The sequence below is a fragment of the Oceanimonas sp. CAM02 genome (assembly GCF_032842915.1).
In the GTDB taxonomy this organism is placed as follows: Bacteria; Pseudomonadota; Gammaproteobacteria; order Enterobacterales; family Aeromonadaceae; genus Oceanimonas; species Oceanimonas smirnovii.
Genome location: NZ_JAWJBK010000025.1, coordinates 24,582 through 39,797, shown reverse-complemented (window position 1 = coordinate 39,797; position 15,216 = coordinate 24,582). Strand labels below are relative to the sequence as shown.

General features: G+C 55.8%; 12 protein-coding genes and 1 CRISPR repeat array. Of the genes, 9 read left to right on the top strand and 3 right to left on the bottom strand.

Annotated elements, in window-relative coordinates:
- Positions 1–66: 66 nt before the first annotated feature.
- From R0I78_RS08295 to R0I78_RS08255, 9 genes are all read left to right on the top strand, one after another.
- Positions 67–903 carry a WYL domain-containing protein gene (locus tag R0I78_RS08295; RefSeq protein WP_317075011.1) on the top strand — a complete coding sequence of 279 codons (837 nt, stop codon included), beginning with the start codon at positions 67–69 and terminating at the stop codon, positions 901–903.
- A 100-nt stretch (positions 904–1,003) separates the two neighbouring features.
- Positions 1,004–1,981, top strand: coding sequence for a type I-F CRISPR-associated endonuclease Cas1f (gene cas1f, locus R0I78_RS08290; RefSeq protein ID WP_317075010.1), 978 nt, complete (start codon positions 1,004–1,006; stop codon positions 1,979–1,981).
- Entirely contained in the window at positions 1,978–5,280 is a 3,303-nt protein-coding gene (gene cas3f / locus R0I78_RS08285; RefSeq protein WP_317075009.1) for a type I-F CRISPR-associated helicase Cas3f, read from the top strand. Before cas1f ends, cas3f begins: the two co-directional genes overlap by 4 nt.
- A gap of 47 nt (positions 5,281–5,327) precedes the next feature.
- Positions 5,328–6,623 (top strand): type I-F CRISPR-associated protein Csy1, encoded by a 1,296-nt coding sequence (gene csy1 / locus R0I78_RS08280; protein WP_317075008.1) that lies wholly within the window; start codon positions 5,328–5,330, stop codon positions 6,621–6,623.
- Positions 6,616–7,575, top strand: a complete 960-nt coding sequence (gene csy2 / locus R0I78_RS08275) for a type I-F CRISPR-associated protein Csy2 (RefSeq protein WP_317075007.1) — start codon at positions 6,616–6,618, stop codon at positions 7,573–7,575. Before csy1 ends, csy2 begins: the two co-directional genes overlap by 8 nt.
- Before the next feature lie 2 nt (positions 7,576–7,577).
- Entirely contained in the window at positions 7,578–8,615 is a 1,038-nt protein-coding gene (gene csy3 / locus R0I78_RS08270) for a type I-F CRISPR-associated protein Csy3 (RefSeq protein ID WP_317075006.1), read from the top strand.
- A gap of 1 nt (position 8,616) precedes the next feature.
- A complete protein-coding gene (gene cas6f / locus R0I78_RS08265; protein WP_317075005.1) occupies positions 8,617–9,180 on the top strand; it encodes a type I-F CRISPR-associated endoribonuclease Cas6/Csy4 in 564 nt (187 codons plus the stop codon).
- Positions 9,181–9,309: 129 nt separating this feature from the next.
- A CRISPR array of direct repeats spans positions 9,310–11,977; the repeat unit is 28 nt; unit sequence GTTCGCTGCCGCACAGGCAGCTCAGAAA.
- Positions 11,978–12,096: 119 nt separating this feature from the next.
- On the top strand, positions 12,097–12,417 hold the full coding sequence (locus R0I78_RS08260; RefSeq protein WP_317075004.1) for a DUF4144 family protein: 321 nt from the start codon (positions 12,097–12,099) through the stop codon (positions 12,415–12,417).
- Between the two features lie 16 nt (positions 12,418–12,433).
- Positions 12,434–12,829, top strand: a complete 396-nt coding sequence (locus R0I78_RS08255) for a septal ring lytic transglycosylase RlpA family protein (RefSeq protein ID WP_317075003.1) — start codon at positions 12,434–12,436, stop codon at positions 12,827–12,829.
- Here R0I78_RS08255 and R0I78_RS08250 read toward each other — a convergent pair.
- Genes R0I78_RS08250 through cobT form a run of 3 tightly spaced genes read right to left on the bottom strand, consistent with a single transcriptional unit; the run spans position 12,786 to position 15,165 of the window.
- Positions 12,786–13,355: a histidine phosphatase family protein gene (locus R0I78_RS08250; protein ID WP_317075002.1), complete on the bottom strand. Its 570-nt coding sequence runs from the start codon at positions 13,353–13,355 to the stop codon at positions 12,786–12,788. The two genes, R0I78_RS08255 and R0I78_RS08250, sit on opposite strands and share 44 nt — an antisense overlap.
- Positions 13,352–14,116, bottom strand: coding sequence for an adenosylcobinamide-GDP ribazoletransferase (gene cobS, locus R0I78_RS08245; protein WP_317075001.1), 765 nt, complete (start codon positions 14,114–14,116; stop codon positions 13,352–13,354). Before cobS ends, R0I78_RS08250 begins: the two co-directional genes overlap by 4 nt.
- Positions 14,113–15,165, bottom strand: a complete 1,053-nt coding sequence (gene cobT, locus R0I78_RS08240; protein ID WP_317075000.1) for a nicotinate-nucleotide--dimethylbenzimidazole phosphoribosyltransferase — start codon at positions 15,163–15,165, stop codon at positions 14,113–14,115. The genes cobS and cobT overlap by 4 nt, the downstream gene beginning before the upstream one ends.
- Positions 15,166–15,216 lie beyond the last annotated feature (51 nt).

Sequence of the window (15,216 nt, the reverse complement as noted above, 5' to 3'; positions counted from 1 at the left end):
GACACATACCCTTGTTATTTCCGTGCCAAATGCCTTTAATGATGAAAAACAAAAAGCACGGACGCCATGCTAAAACCCGAACTACACCGCCGCTACTGGCTAATTGAGCTAATCAGCTATTGGGAAGGCCGGCTGACCACCGGCCATTTACGGCAGTTTTTTGGCATCAGCCGGCAGCAGGCCAGCAAAGATATTAACCAATATCAGCAGGATCACACCAGTAACCTGGAATATTGCCCGTCACGAAAGGGCTATTTGCCCGGCAAACATTTCAACCCTGCCCATATTTCCGCTGACGTGGCGGAATATCTCAACTGGGTGACCGGCCAAAGCGCACACACCATGCCCGCCGACCCGGGCTACCGGCTGGAACATGCCATTCTGCTGCCACCGGCCAGAAATGTATCTCCAAACGTTATTCGCCCGCTGGTGCACGCCCTGCGCCACCATGAGCGGCTGGACGTGGACTATGGCGCGGTAAGCAGCAGTGACCGCGACGGCCGCATAATAGTGCCGGTGCTCTTTGTAAACACCGGCAGCCGCTGGCACCTGCGTGCCTGGTGTGAAAAAGCACAAAACTACCGCGATTTTGTGCTCAGCCGCTTTCACGGCACGCCAACACCGGAAGGTAAACCGCTGGCACCACTGCCGCCCGACACCCGCTGGAACACACACATCACCCTTCACATCACCCCCGACCCCCGCTTAAGCCCCGAACAACAACAAGCCCTGATCCACGACTACGCCATGAACAACGGCCGGCTGGAAATAAACACCCGCGCCGCCCTGGCCGGCTATTTGCTGCGTGAAATGCAGATAAATACCAAAATGCTCGACATCAACCCCGCCGCCCAGCAGCTCATTCTGGCTAATTACGATGAGGTGAAGGAATGGTTGTTTTAAAGACCTGTAAAGTGAGGCGACATGTTTTTTGTACAGGGTTGGCCTTTGGTAACAGAAAGGGCAGAGTAGAAAAGTAGCTATTATAAGTAAGGGCAATATCATGGATGATTTTTCACCATCAGATCTGAAAACCATACTGCACTCCAAGCGCGCCAATATTTATTATCTGGAATATTGCCGGGTGCTTGTGAAGGGCGGTCGGGTGGAATACGTCACCGATGAAGGTCGTCGCTCTCATTACTGGAATATTCCCATTGCCAACACCACCACAGTTTTACTGGGTACTGGCACTTCCGTGACTCAGGCCGCCATGCGGGAGCTGGCCAAGGCCGGCGTGCTGGTTGGTTTTTGTGGCGGGGGCGGAACACCTTTGTTCAGCGCCAATGAGGTGGATGTTGATGTAGCCTGGTTTTCTCCACAAAGTGAATATCGGCCCACGGAATATTTACAGAATTGGGTACGGTTCTGGTTTGACGATGAGCAACGGCTGCAAGCGGCACGAAAAATTCAGTTGGCCAGACTGAAGCAGTTGCAAAAGCACTGGCTGGATAACCGTCAGTTAAAAGAGCAGGGATTTGATATTGCCGCTGATCATCTGGTGCCGCTGCTGGAGCAGCACCGGCAGAATATTCAGCAGGCGGTTAACGTAACCGGTTTATTAACCGAAGAAGCGCGCCTGACCAAACATCTGTTCAAGCTGGCGGCCCGAGCCGTGTCTTATGGCGATTTTGTGCGAGCCAAGCGGGGCAGCGGCACCGATCCGGCCAACCGTTTTCTGGATCATGGTAACTATCTGGCTTATGGCCTGGGGGCAACCGCCACTTGGGTGCTGGGCTTGCCTCATGGTCTGGCGGTGCTGCACGGCAAAACCCGTCGGGGAGGCCTGGTGTTTGACGCCGCCGATCTGGTGAAAGACGCCCTGGTCTTGCCTCAGGCGTTTTTGTCGGCGGTGAAAGGTGAAGAAGAGCAGGAGTTTCGCCGGCACTGTATTGAATCGCTGACCCGCGCCGAAGCCCTCGACTTTATGGTGGACACCCTCAAAGACATAGCAACAGAGCTTGGGGGAGTGGCCTCATGAATGTGCTGCTGATTTCCCGTTGCAATAAAAACGCCCTGACAGAAACCCGGCGCATTCTGGATCAGTTTGCCGAACGAAAGGGCGACCGGGCCTGGCAAACGCCCATAACCTGGGATGGTCTGACTACCTTACGCAAATTATTGCGCAAAACCGCCCGTAAAAATACGGCTGTGGCTTGCCACTGGATAAGGGGCAAGGATCATAGTGAGCTGATGTGGATCGTGGGTGACAGCAGCCGTTTTAATGCAGAGGGTTCGGTGCCGACCAACACCACAGGGCGCAATATTTTGCGCCAGCAGGATGAAAACGACTGGCATACAGCAGAAGATATCAAGTTACTGGCAGCGCTGGCGGCATTGCTCCACGATGTGGGCAAGGCTTGTAAGGCGTTTCAGCAAAGGCTGCTGGGTAAAGGTCCGCAAGGTGCCAACCTTTACCGTCACGAGTGGATATCGCTGCGTTTATTTCAGTCTTTTGTCGGTAAGGATGACGATGCTGGCTGGCTCTCTCGCCTGGCCGGTGCGGATAGTCTTCAGCATGATTGGCTGGATAATCTGGTAAAGGACGGAATGGATAACACGGCTCCTTATCCATTTCGCTCGCTACCGCCGTTGGCTCAGGCCATAGGCTGGCTGATTATCACTCATCATCGCCTGCCAGGCAGGCCCACTCTGGAAGGCCTGAGAGCGCAAGAGCTGGAGTTACCGCTGACAGATATAGACTCACAGTGGAATCAACGCACTGACCATTCTGATCCCGAAGAGATAGCACCTTACTGGATCTTTGACGCGCCACTGCCGGTGGCGACCAAGCGCTGGCGTACACAAGCTGCAAAATATGCGCAACGTTTACAGCAGCGTCTGGAGAGATCTCCTGATGGCTGGCTGAGTAATGCTTATGTAATGCACCTGGCCCGTTTGTCGCTGATGCTTTCTGACCATCATTATTCCAGCCTGTCTGCACCCAACCAGCGTGTTAAGGGCGAAGCTGATTATCCTCTCTATGCCAATACCAACCGCAAAACCGGCGAGCTTTGTCAGCGGCTGGATGAGCATCTGCTGGGCGTGGCCAAAGTCAGCCGCAGTGTCAGTCATCATCTGCCCACTCTGAATGAAAACTTGCCCCGTCTGGCCCGCCATAAAGGTTTCAGAAAGCGCAGCCAGCATGCGCGGTTTCGGTGGCAGGATCATGCTTTTGATCTGGCTGAAGGGTTAAGGGCGTGCGCTGCTCGTCAGGGCTTTTTCGGTATTAACATGGCCTCCACCGGCTGTGGCAAAACCCTGGCCAATGGTCGCATTCTTTATGCGTTGGCCAATCCTCAGCAAGGTGCTCGATTTTCCGTGGCATTGGGGTTAAGAACGCTCACATTGCAAACTGGTCAGGCTTATCGTGAGCGCCTGCATCTGGGAGATGACGAGCTGGCTGTCAGGGTTGGTGGCAGCGCCAGCCGCCAGTTATATGAATTTTATGAGGCTCAGGCTGAGGCCAGTGGCTCGGCATCGTCCCAGTCTCTGGTACCGGAAGACAGCCATGTGGTGTTTGAAGGCAACTTTTCCGAGCACCCGGTACTGAAAACGACCTGCCATGATGACAGGATAAAGGCCCTTATTTCGGCACCTGTGCTGGTGTGTACGGTGGATCATCTGATCCCGGCAACGGAAAGCGAGCGGGGCGGTCATCAGATTGCGCCCATGTTGCGTTTGCTCAGCAGCGATTTGGTGCTGGATGAAATAGATGATTTCGACATTAACGACCTGCCTGCCCTTACCCGCCTGGTTTACTGGACGGGCTTGCTTGGCAGCCGGGTGTTGCTGTCTTCGGCCACTATTCCTCCTTCTTTGGCAGAGGGGCTGTTTCGTGCCTACAAGGCAGGGCGTGAGCAATTTCAGCGCAACAGGGGAGAGCCGGGTACGGCAGTAAATATCTGTTGTGCCTGGTTTGATGAGCATGACCGCAAGCATGATGACTGCCCGGATGAAGCGAGCTACGCTCGGGCACACCAGCGTTTTGTGGAAAAACGTGCTCAGAAGCTTGCCCGGGACGACGTACGCCGGCGGGCAAAGCTGGCGAGTTTGTCCACATTAACCGGCCAGACTCAGCTGTTGCGCTACGGGTTTGCAAAGGATCTGATGCAGCAGGCCATGGTTTTCCATCAGGCTCATCATTCGGTGGATCCTTACTCACACAAGCGGGTGAGTTTTGGCCTGGCACGCATGGCCAACATTGAACCCATGGTCGAGGTGGCGAAAGCCATTTATGCCATGGGTGCTGAAACCGGCACCCTTATTCACCTTTGTGTTTACCACTCTCAATATCCGTTACTGCTCCGTTCAGCCATTGAGCAGCAGCTGGATAGCGCACTGAACCGAAAAGACAGCAATGCCGTGTTTGAGCTGCCGGAAATACGCCGGCAAATTGATGGCCATACTGAGCAGGATCAGCTGTTTATTGTGCTCGCCAGCCCTGTAGCAGAGGTCGGCAGGGACCACGACTATGACTGGGCTATTGTGGAGCCTTCCTCCATGCGCTCGCTTATTCAGCTTGCCGGCCGGGTTCGCCGTCACCGGCCGGAAGTGTACGAGACACCTAATATTGCGCTGTTACATACCAACCTGAGAGCGCTGGAGCACAAGGGCAAGCCCGCATTCTGCAGGCCTGGCTTTGAAAGTGCTGACTTTTTGCTGAGCAGTCATGATCTGGAACAGCTGCTGTTGCCTGAAGAGCGGAATGTGATTGATGCCAGACCACGAATTTTGCCCCGTAGCGAGCTGAACGCTAAAACCAGCCTGGTGGATCTGGAGCATGCCCGGCTGCAGGCTCAAATGCTGGGCCAACAAATACCACAGGTAAGTGCTGGTGGTAACCGCCGCCGGCGCAGGGCTGAGCCAGTGCAGCCATTGTCTGCTGCCAGTTGTTATCTGCACTCTGGTGCCATGCTGACGTCCATTCTGCAGCGCCGCCAGCCGTTTCGGGAAAGTCATGCCATACAGGATGACCTGGTGCTGCTGCCCGATGAAGACGGTGTAAACGTGCAACTGCACAAGGTTGAGTTCAGCCGAGAACACCGCACAGACCTGTACATTCCGGTAGATCATCTTCTTCATCAGGTTCAGCTTGCATGTGCTGAAGGCGTCGTGACCTGGGGCGCAGCAGACTATCAGGTTGCACTGGAGGCGCTGGCCGAAAAAATGGAGCTGCCTCTCGATGTATGTGCAAAGCGCTTTGGCACACTGTCACTGGATCAAAAAGACAATGGCTGGGAGTTTCACCCGGCCCTTGGGTTTACCGTGCGCCGATAATGAGGCGCTTGTGGCTTAACGTTATGGATTTAACTTAAGGAGGCAACATGGCATTGGAGCCCGGCGCACGAAGCGCAGAGCTGCGCCAGTTGATGCAGTCATTTATTGATGAACGACTGGCGGCCAAGCTTGAAAAGCTGGAGCCTGATGATCCCAAATATCAGGATTTGCAGCTTCAGTATCGGTTTGAAAATTGGGTGGAAGATGCAGCGCGTCGTGTTGGGCAGCTGCAGGTTGTTTCTCACACGCTCAAAGCAATACATCCAGATGCCAAAGGCACGAGCTTGTTTGTACCACCTGAGCACTTGGCCGCTCCCCCCTGGGTTGGCAGCCATTTACTTGAAGAAAATTATGCCACCGATGTAGTTGGCAACGCGGCTGCACTGGATGTCTATAAATTCCTCAAACTGGAATATCAAGGCAAAACACTGCTGGCCAGAGCGCTGGAGCGGGATGCAGCTTTGCTGTCGGCCTTGAATGATGATGCGTCAAAGGCACAGGAGTGGCTTGATGCTTTTGCATCCATTACTGATAACAAAAGTAAAGTAAGCTCCAGTACGCGCGCCAAGCAGATTTACTGGCTTACCGGCGATGATCCCACCCAAAATGATCATTTCCACCTGTTGTCGCCACTTTATCCGTCATCATTGGTACACAGAGTCTATCAGCATATTCAGCATGACAAGTTCAGTGAAGAGGCCAAGGCGGCCCGGCAGGCAAGGCGTGATAATAAAGTATCGGAAACAGGGTATGCCGATTATCCGAACCTGGCTGTTCAGAAACTGGGCGGCACCAAGCCTCAAAATATTTCCCAGCTTAATAGCGAGCGTGGTGGCAATAATTACCTGCTGTGCTCGCTGCCGCCGGTCTGGCAAAGCCGTGACCAGCGCCCCCCCCTGAAGACAGATTCAGTGTTTCCGCGTTTTGTGCGTCAGCAGCAGCCCCGTTGGCTATTGGCCAAATTACGTGATTTTTTGCTGAGCAACCCGCCGGCCAATCTGCGGACCCGCACACGGGTAGATGCTTATATTGATGCCCTGATCGATGAAATGATCCTGTTCAGTGCTTATTTTCAGCAACTGGAGCCGGGCTGGTCTGCCGACCCTGATTGTCAGCTGGTGGAGGCCGAGCAACTCTGGCTTGACCCCATGCGTGCCGAACAGGATGAAGACGTTGCCGCTCGCCGAATGGCGGGGGAGTGGGTAAGAGAGGTACAGCATCGTTTTGCCAACCAGGTAAACAAGGCGCTGGGCAAATTGCCGGTAGGGGATGGTGAGCACAGTGAGTGGATGAGCCGTGTTCATAAAAAACTGAATGCACTGCGGGAGGTGCTTGATGACTGAACCAAATACCCTGCTTATTTTGCCGCGGTTGCGCATTCAAAATGCCAATGCCATTTCCGGCAACCTGACCTGGGGCTTTCCGGCCATGACGGCCTTTGCTGGTCTGAGTCATGCGCTTGAACGCAAATGTGCTGACGCCGGCCTGAAAGTGGCTTTTCCAGGCATTGGCGTGGTGTGCCATCACCATGAAGCGCAAGTTACTCAGGGAGGGTATCAGCGGGCGTTTCACCTTACACGTAACCCCGTGGATAAAACCGGCAAAACCGCCGCCATTGTAGAGGAAGGGCGTATTCATCTGGAGATTAGCTTGATCCTGGAAGTGGATCTGCAGGATGAACCGCTAAATGACCAGACGGCATTTGCTCAACAAGTGGCAGACCTGGTTGCCACCCTGCGTGTGGCCGGTGGCACAGTGCAGCCAGCCTTGCCTGGCCAAAGGGTACATCAGCCCTGGCTGATTAACGTGGATGAAGCCGCAGACGTTCGTAAAAAGCAGCTGCGCCGTTTAACACGACAGCTGTTGCCCGGCTTTGCCCTGGTGCTGCGGGATGATCTGTTGCAGCAGCACCTTGAACTGAGGCAACAGCAAAATCCAGACGCCGATTTGCTTGACGCCTGGCTGGATCTGTCTCGCCTGAATCATGAATGCCGGCAAGTAGACGACAGTGTTGAATGGAGTATTCGGCGGGATCATCCGGGTTGGCTGGTGCCCGTTCCTATCGGGTTTGCCGCATTATCTGAGCTGTACGATGCCGGCACAGTGGACGCTGCCCGTGATCAGACTACCCCTTTCCGGTTTGTGGAAGGGCTGTACTCCATCGGGCAATGGCTCAGCCCCCACCGTTTTGAGCGCTTTAACGATTATCTCTGGTATGTGGACAATGGTCTTGATACCGGCACTTACCGTTTGAATAACGATTATTCCCTGAACCTGCAAGACAAGGAGTTTTGAACATGGCCAAGCAAGATACTTTGAAAACTGCATCCGTACTGGCGTTTGAGCGCAAGCTGGATGTGTCTGATGCGCTGATGTTTGCGGGCAACTGGGAAGAGCGAGACCAGACGAGCAACTGGCAGCCTGTGGAAGTACGTGAAAAGTCTGTACGCGGCACCATTTCCAACCGCTTGAAGACCAAAGATCAGGATCCGGCTAAGCTGGATGCGGCCATTGAAAACCCCAACCTTCAGACCGTGGATGTGGCGACTCTCCCCGCAAATGCTGACACCCTGATGGTGAAATTCACGCTGCGTGTATTGGCGGGAGCCGGTATCCCTTCTGCCTGTAACAATGCAGATTATCAGGACAAGCTGACCGAAGTGATTAAGGAGTATGTGCAGCAACATGGTTTTGCGCCGCTGGCACAACGTTACGCCTGTAACCTCGCTAATGCCCGGTTTCTGTGGCGTAACCGGGTTGGAGCAGAACAGGTGGAAGTGCAAGTCTCCAGACTTAAACAGGGTAAGCATGAACAGGTATGGAATTTTGATGCTCACAGCTACTCTCTGCGCAACTTTGAGGAAGCTGGCAACAATCCCGCAGGTTTACAAGAGCTGGCGCAGCATATTGAGCTGGGTCTGGCCAATGAACAGCATGTATTACTGGAAGTGACCGCTTTTGCACGTCTGGGTGCCGGCCAGGAAGTGTTTCCGTCTCAGGAGCTGATCCTTGACAAAGGCAAGAGTGACAAGAGTCGTACTCTTTATCAGGTGCAAAGTATTGCCGGCATTCATTCCCAGAAAATCGGCAATGCGCTGCGTACCATCGACACCTGGTATCCGCAGGATGAAAATGTGCCGCTGGGCCCTATTGCCGTTGAACCTTATGGCTCGGTGACCACACAAGGCAAGGCTTATCGTCAGCCCAAGGCCAAAGCCGACTTTTATAACCTGCTGGATAACTGGGTGCTGAAGGACAAGGTACCGGCAGAAGGGGATCAGCATTTTGTTATGGCCACCCTGATCCGTGGCGGGGTGTTCGGGGAGGCGGGTTAATATGGATACCTATCTTGAAATCAGGTTGCTGCCGGATCCTGAGTTTTCGCAGCATTTTTTGATGGGAGCTTTGTTCGGAAAGTTGCACCGTGCGTTGGTTGAACTGAAAGCCAACAATATCGGCCTCAGTTTTCCGGATTACAGTCTTGCTCCCCGAGGTCTGGGAGAACGACTTCGGTTGCATGGAACCAAGCAGGCGCTGTCAGTTCTGATGGAGCAGCACTGGCTGAAAGGCATGAGCGATCATGTGCAATGCTCGGAAGTTTTACCTGTGCCGAATAATGCTCAGTTCCGAACCGTGTCACGACGGCAGTTTAAAACCAGCAGTGAGCGTTTGCGCCGCCGCCGAATGAAACGCAAAGGTGAAACTTATGAGCAAGCGGCAGAAGCAATTCCCCGCCATGTAGAACGTTCACCGGAGCTACCCTATGTGCAATTGCGCAGCCAGAGCACCGGACAGAACTTTCACTTGTTTATTGAGCAGGGAAAGCTGTTGGCTCAGCCTCAAAAAGCAACCTTCAGCAGCTATGGGTTAAGCTCTATGGCAACCGTGCCCTGGTTCTGACCCTTTTTTCTGGCTAAAAAACTAACTCAACTAAATCAATCACTTACTTTGCCCCAGAATAAAAGGGGCAAAGGATGATTCATAGACATTGTTCTTTAACAATCAGGACGTTACAGTTTTTAATGTCTAGTTCGCTGCCGCACAGGCAGCTCAGAAACCATCCGCTCCCTGTGATGCGCATTGGCTGCTGTTCGCTGCCGCACAGGCAGCTCAGAAATGGTTCCAAGCTGGCGCAGCAGTTGCCTTACCGTTCGCTGCCGCACAGGCAGCTCAGAAAAGCGGGGCGGCGGTCTGGCACTTGGCATACATGTTCGCTGCCGCACAGGCAGCTCAGAAAGTGGGCCAAGGGGCTGTTCAGGCCACACAGGTGTTCGCTGCCGCACAGGCAGCTCAGAAAGGTCACCCTCGCGCCATGCACAAAGATGCCCTGTTCGCTGCCGCACAGGCAGCTCAGAAATTGGTTTGTCATTGCTGTGGGCAGTGCTCGCTGTTCGCTGCCGCACAGGCAGCTCAGAAAATAAGGCTAACCAGTGACGCAAGCACTAACGCGTTCGCTGCCGCACAGGCAGCTCAGAAATTGACTTCCGTAATGCTTAATCAGCTCTGATAGTTCGCTGCCGCACAGGCAGCTCAGAAAATGGAAGAAATGCAATCAGAGAACAAGCGCCTGTTCGCTGCCGCACAGGCAGCTCAGAAAAGCCGGCAGTTGCATATCGGGTTCGACAAAGAGTTCGCTGCCGCACAGGCAGCTCAGAAATTTGCGCTGAACGTTGCGGTTCCACGCGCCAGGTTCGCTGCCGCACAGGCAGCTCAGAAATGGCCGAACAGTGTTAGTTGATGACGCTCGACGTTCGCTGCCGCACAGGCAGCTCAGAAAATGGGGAAGGTGTGCGTTGTTGGGTGGAATACGTTCGCTGCCGCACAGGCAGCTCAGAAATCTTGAGAATAAGCCACAATGGTGTCAGTGGCGTTCGCTGCCGCACAGGCAGCTCAGAAAATGAGCAGAAACATAAACCGGCGGATCCAGCCGTTCGCTGCCGCACAGGCAGCTCAGAAAAACGGCGCGCGGCGCATCAAGAGCCAGTCGGCGTTCGCTGCCGCACAGGCAGCTCAGAAATGAGCGCTCGCCAGTCACAGACGCAGTTCTACGTTCGCTGCCGCACAGGCAGCTCAGAAAGATATGAAAAAAGACTTGGCCGTTGTGCTGACGTTCGCTGCCGCACAGGCAGCTCAGAAATCCTGCGCGATGCCGGGCATGTAACCGGCGAAGTTCGCTGCCGCACAGGCAGCTCAGAAAGGCAGGCAAAAGCAAGGGCTCTAGCCTCGTTGGTTCGCTGCCGCACAGGCAGCTCAGAAATGTGCCAAGTCGGATTCCATCTTGTTTAGCTCGTTCGCTGCCGCACAGGCAGCTCAGAAAGATAAGCGCTTGGTGCTGTTCGTTAAGATAATGTTCGCTGCCGCACAGGCAGCTCAGAAATTGAGGTAAACCCGGATCCGCAATGCGCCGCCGTTCGCTGCCGCACAGGCAGCTCAGAAAATGTTGGCGTGTGCATCGACAGTCAGCACGTTGTTCGCTGCCGCACAGGCAGCTCAGAAAATCGCCTTCCACGACTGAGCGCGGTCAATCCAGTTCGCTGCCGCACAGGCAGCTCAGAAAAGAACGGCGTACCCATGAGCACATCCGTTGAAGTTCGCTGCCGCACAGGCAGCTCAGAAATGACCGGCCAGACCAATATCGCGCGGGCGTATGTTCGCTGCCGCACAGGCAGCTCAGAAATTGGCGGTGTCCACTGTCATATTTTTAATGTCGTTCGCTGCCGCACAGGCAGCTCAGAAATGCCAGCGGCCGCCGTCAAAGGGCGGATTCATGTTCGCTGCCGCACAGGCAGCTCAGAAAAACGGCAGTGTGGATTTTTCCCTTGGCGTTGTGTTCGCTGCCGCACAGGCAGCTCAGAAATGAACATAGTGATTTTCCCACCAATGGTAAAAGTTCGCTGCCGCACAGGCAGCTCAGAAATAACAGCAACAAACAAAGCATTACGAACAACGGTTCGCTGCCGCACAGGCAGCTCAGAAAAGCACCCGCTCCCAGGGGCCAAACTTGCGGTAGTTCGCTGCCGCACAGGCAGCTCAGAAACGGCAGCACAGGATGCGCTCGAACTTGAGTCGGTTCGCTGCCGCACAGGCAGCTCAGAAATTGACGCTGAAAGACCAAGGCTTTTCAATCATGTTCGCTGCCGCACAGGCAGCTCAGAAATCATCGTCGCCGCAGCGATAAGGGTAATCATCGTTCGCTGCCGCACAGGCAGCTCAGAAAAAAGCCATCAGCCCGCCCTTCCGGTTCGTCGGGTTCGCTGCCGCACAGGCAGCTCAGAAATCATGGGCCAACGCGCAGAACGGCATCGCCAAGTTCGCTGCCGCACAGGCAGCTCAGAAAAGTTGCTTTTCCCAGCGGCAGAAATCACCGCGGTTCGCTGCCGCACAGGCAGCTCAGAAAGTGTGCTGTCACTGAGGTGTCGGGTTTCCCGCGTTCGCTGCCGCACAGGCAGCTCAGAAAAGCTGAACCTGCTGATTGACGCCATGACTGGCGTTCGCTGCCGCACAGGCAGCTCAGAAATGAAGTAGCGCCAGCTCGTCGTCGGTTAGGCCGTTCGCTGCCGCACAGGCAGCTCAGAAAAGCTCGCGGTAGTAGTCGATTGCCGCTTCAGCGTTCGCTGCCGCACAGGCAGCTCAGAAAGCTTCGGATCAGCTCACCGCGAGGGCCGCCAAGTTCGCTGCCGCACAGGCGGCTTAGAAACGTAAACGTTTACGGCCGCTGGCCCATCAATGATGATATGCAGTGAATCTGCCTCGCTCATTACCATTCCTCAGCTTTTCCCCGCCTGTTATAGTTTTCTTTTTTGTCTGAGTTTGCTTATGAATTGTCAGTTTCCCGCTATTGTCGAGTGTGCGGATACCCATGATTTTATTCATATTGCCGGGGCTTCCGTGCTTGATGAGCACCATTGGCATGAGGGTGACAGGCTTATCGACCGTGCCGGTGGTGTGCATGTTTTGTCGCAGAATCAGGCCGGCGGGCTGTACTGGCAGGGGGTGCCGGAGCTAGTATGTCTGCCGGAACTGAACGCCAGCCTGCGCCATTTTGCCGCCGGGCTGGGTATTTGCTGCATTCCCAAATTGACGGTGCGCTCTGCCGAGGAGGCGGTGGCGCTGGTGGTCTGGTTGGAAATGCAATAATCAACCGAGTGTTTTGATGATGCGTTTATTTTTGCGCTGTTGCTGTGTGGTGTTGTTGTTGGGGGTGTCTGCCTGTGGCTCGCAGAGCGATGCCAGTGCGCCGCCTTCAAAGCAGGGTTTGCTGCTGGGAGAGGGCAAGGCCTCTTATTATGGTGGCCGCCATCATGGCCGCAAAACCGCCAGCGGCGAGCGGTTTAATAAAAATGATCTTACCGCCGCCCATAAAACCTTGCCCTTTGGCACCCGGGTGAAGGTGACCAACCTGCGTAATAATCAGGTGGTGGTGGTGCGCATTAACGACAGAGGGCCTTATGCCCGCGGTCGGGTTATCGACTTGTCCGAGCAGGCCGCCCGTGAGGTGGGCATGATCAGGGCCGGTGTGGTGCCGGTGCGGCTGGAAATTCTGAAATAACCACTCGCTGCCGATAGGCCACGGAACTGGGCCAGTGTGCGGGCTGGGTGGGTGCCGGCTGGCCCGCTGCCAGCAGCCGGGCGGCATTTATCCAGCCGGCGTGGCCCACTGCCAGCACAGGCTCTGGGGGTAATTGGTCAAGCCAGTTTTTTGCCCGGGCAAACAGTTGTTGCAGGCTTTCTCCGCCGCGTGGGGCAAAGCCGGCAAAGTTGGCGCACCAGGCGTCAATCTCTTCTTTGCTGATGTCACTCCAGGGGCGTCCGTCCCAGTTGCCAAAGTGTATTTCTGCCAGTGCCGGTGTTACTCGCCATTGCCAGCCTTGTGTGGTCAACAGCCGGCCCACGCCGGCGGCGCGCTGCAGCGGGCTGGTGTAAATGATGTGTGGCAGCCTGTTTTTGCGGGCAAACCCCTGGATCTGATTAGCCAGCCGGCGCAGTTTGCGGGCCTGCACGGGGGCATCGGTGTGCCCCAGGCACAGCCCTTGCACCTTCACCGGTTTGGGATGACGCCAGATATATAGCGTCATAGCTGGGCGGCCAGACCGGCATAAATAGCCAGCTCTGCCAGCTGCTGAGTGGCTCCCAGACCATCACCGGTATAGCCGCCGAGCCGGCGTTTTAATAACCGGTACATATAGGCCGTGGCTGCCACAGCCAGCAGGCCCGCCAGCAAGAGTTGCACATGACTTAACTGAGGGCCAAGCCACCATAGCGGCGGCAGCAGCCAGAGGCTGGCCAGCCCCCATTGAAAGGGCGTGAGCTGCTGGGCCATGGGTTTGGCTTTGGCGTGCTCTACATCGCCGCCATAAGGCAGCAGGGTGATCAGGCTGATGCAGGCCAGCCGTGAGCCGCCGTGAGCCAGCACCAGTGCCGCCATGGCCAGGGCCGGGTTAAGGCTGGCCAGCAGGGTAATTTTAAGCAGCAGCGCCAGCACCAGTCCAAGAGTGCCAAAGGTGCCCAGGCGGGAGTCTTTCATGATAGTAAGCGCCCGCTCTTTGGTAAGGCCGCCGCCCAGACCGTCGCAGGTATCGGCCAGGCCGTCTTCATGAAAGGCACCGGTGATATAAATGCCGAACGCCGTGGCCAGCACGGCGGCGGGCAGTGGCCCGAACACCAGTTGCGCCGGCCAGTAAATCAGGGCACTGAGCGCGCCCACCAGCAGCCCCACTGCCGGAAAGTGCCGGCTGCTCTGGTGCAGCCAGTCGGGGTTAAAGTGCGTGAGCGCGGGCAGGGGCAGCCGGGTTAAAAACTGGGTGGCCACCAGCAGCAGGGTGAGTTCGTGTTTCATGTGTCGGCACCACTGACGCCGGCATCATCAAAACTGGCCATCTCGTTGAGGTAAGCACAGGCCGATTGCAGCAGTGGATAGGCCAGGGCGGCACCGCTGCCTTCGCCCAGTCGCATGTTCAGCTGCAGCAGTGGCTCTGCTTTTAATAACCGCAGCAGCTGGCGGTGGCCGGGCTCGGCAGACGCATGGCCAAACACCGCATAGTTGCGGGTGCCCGGTGCCAGTTGCTCTGCCACCAGTAGGGCCACGCCGGCAATAAAGCCGTCCATCAGTAACATGCGGCGTTCACTGGCGGCCTGGATCAGTGCGCCTGCCATCATGGCAATTTCCAGTCCGCCCAGAGCGGCCAGCGCCTGCAGGGGCGTATTGGCATCACTGTGGTGTTCCAGCACGGCCTGCAATACGCGGGTTTTATGGCTCAGACCCTGATCGTCAAGTCCGGTGCCGCGGCCGGTGCAGTCCGCTACCGGCAAGTTGCCCAGCCGTGCCAGCAACAGGCTGGCAGCCGAGGTGTTGCCTATGCCCATTTCACCCACCAGCAGCAGGTTGCCGGGCAGGTCACGCACCAGCGCCATGCCGGTGTGCAGGGCTTTACAGCATTCTGCCATGGTCATGGCGGGCTGATGCCGGCTGTTTTGGGTGCCTTTGCGAATTTTGCGGTCAATCAGTTGCGGGTGAGGGGCAAAGTCGGCATTCACGCCGGCGTCCACTACCTGCAGTGTCAGTTGGTGCTGCCTGGCAAACACATTAATGGCCGCGCCGCCCTGCAAAAAGTTATGCACCATTTGCGGAGTGACTTTCGCCGGAAAGGCCGAGATACCTTCGGCGGTCAGGCCGTGATCGGCGGCAAACACCAGCACCTGCGGCTGAATAATGGCGGGCGAGGTGGTTTGCTGAATCAGCCCCAGCTGTATGGCCAGGCTTTCCAGTAAGCCCAAAGATCCCGGCGGCTTGGTTTTGCTGTTAGTCTTGTGCTGAAGCTGCTGCTGTAACACCGGATTGGCTACGGGAGCAATGGCGGGCAAAGTAATCGGGTCTGAATGTGACATGGCGATGAGTACTTAACAATCAAGGACTCACATGCTATCAGATTGTAGAGT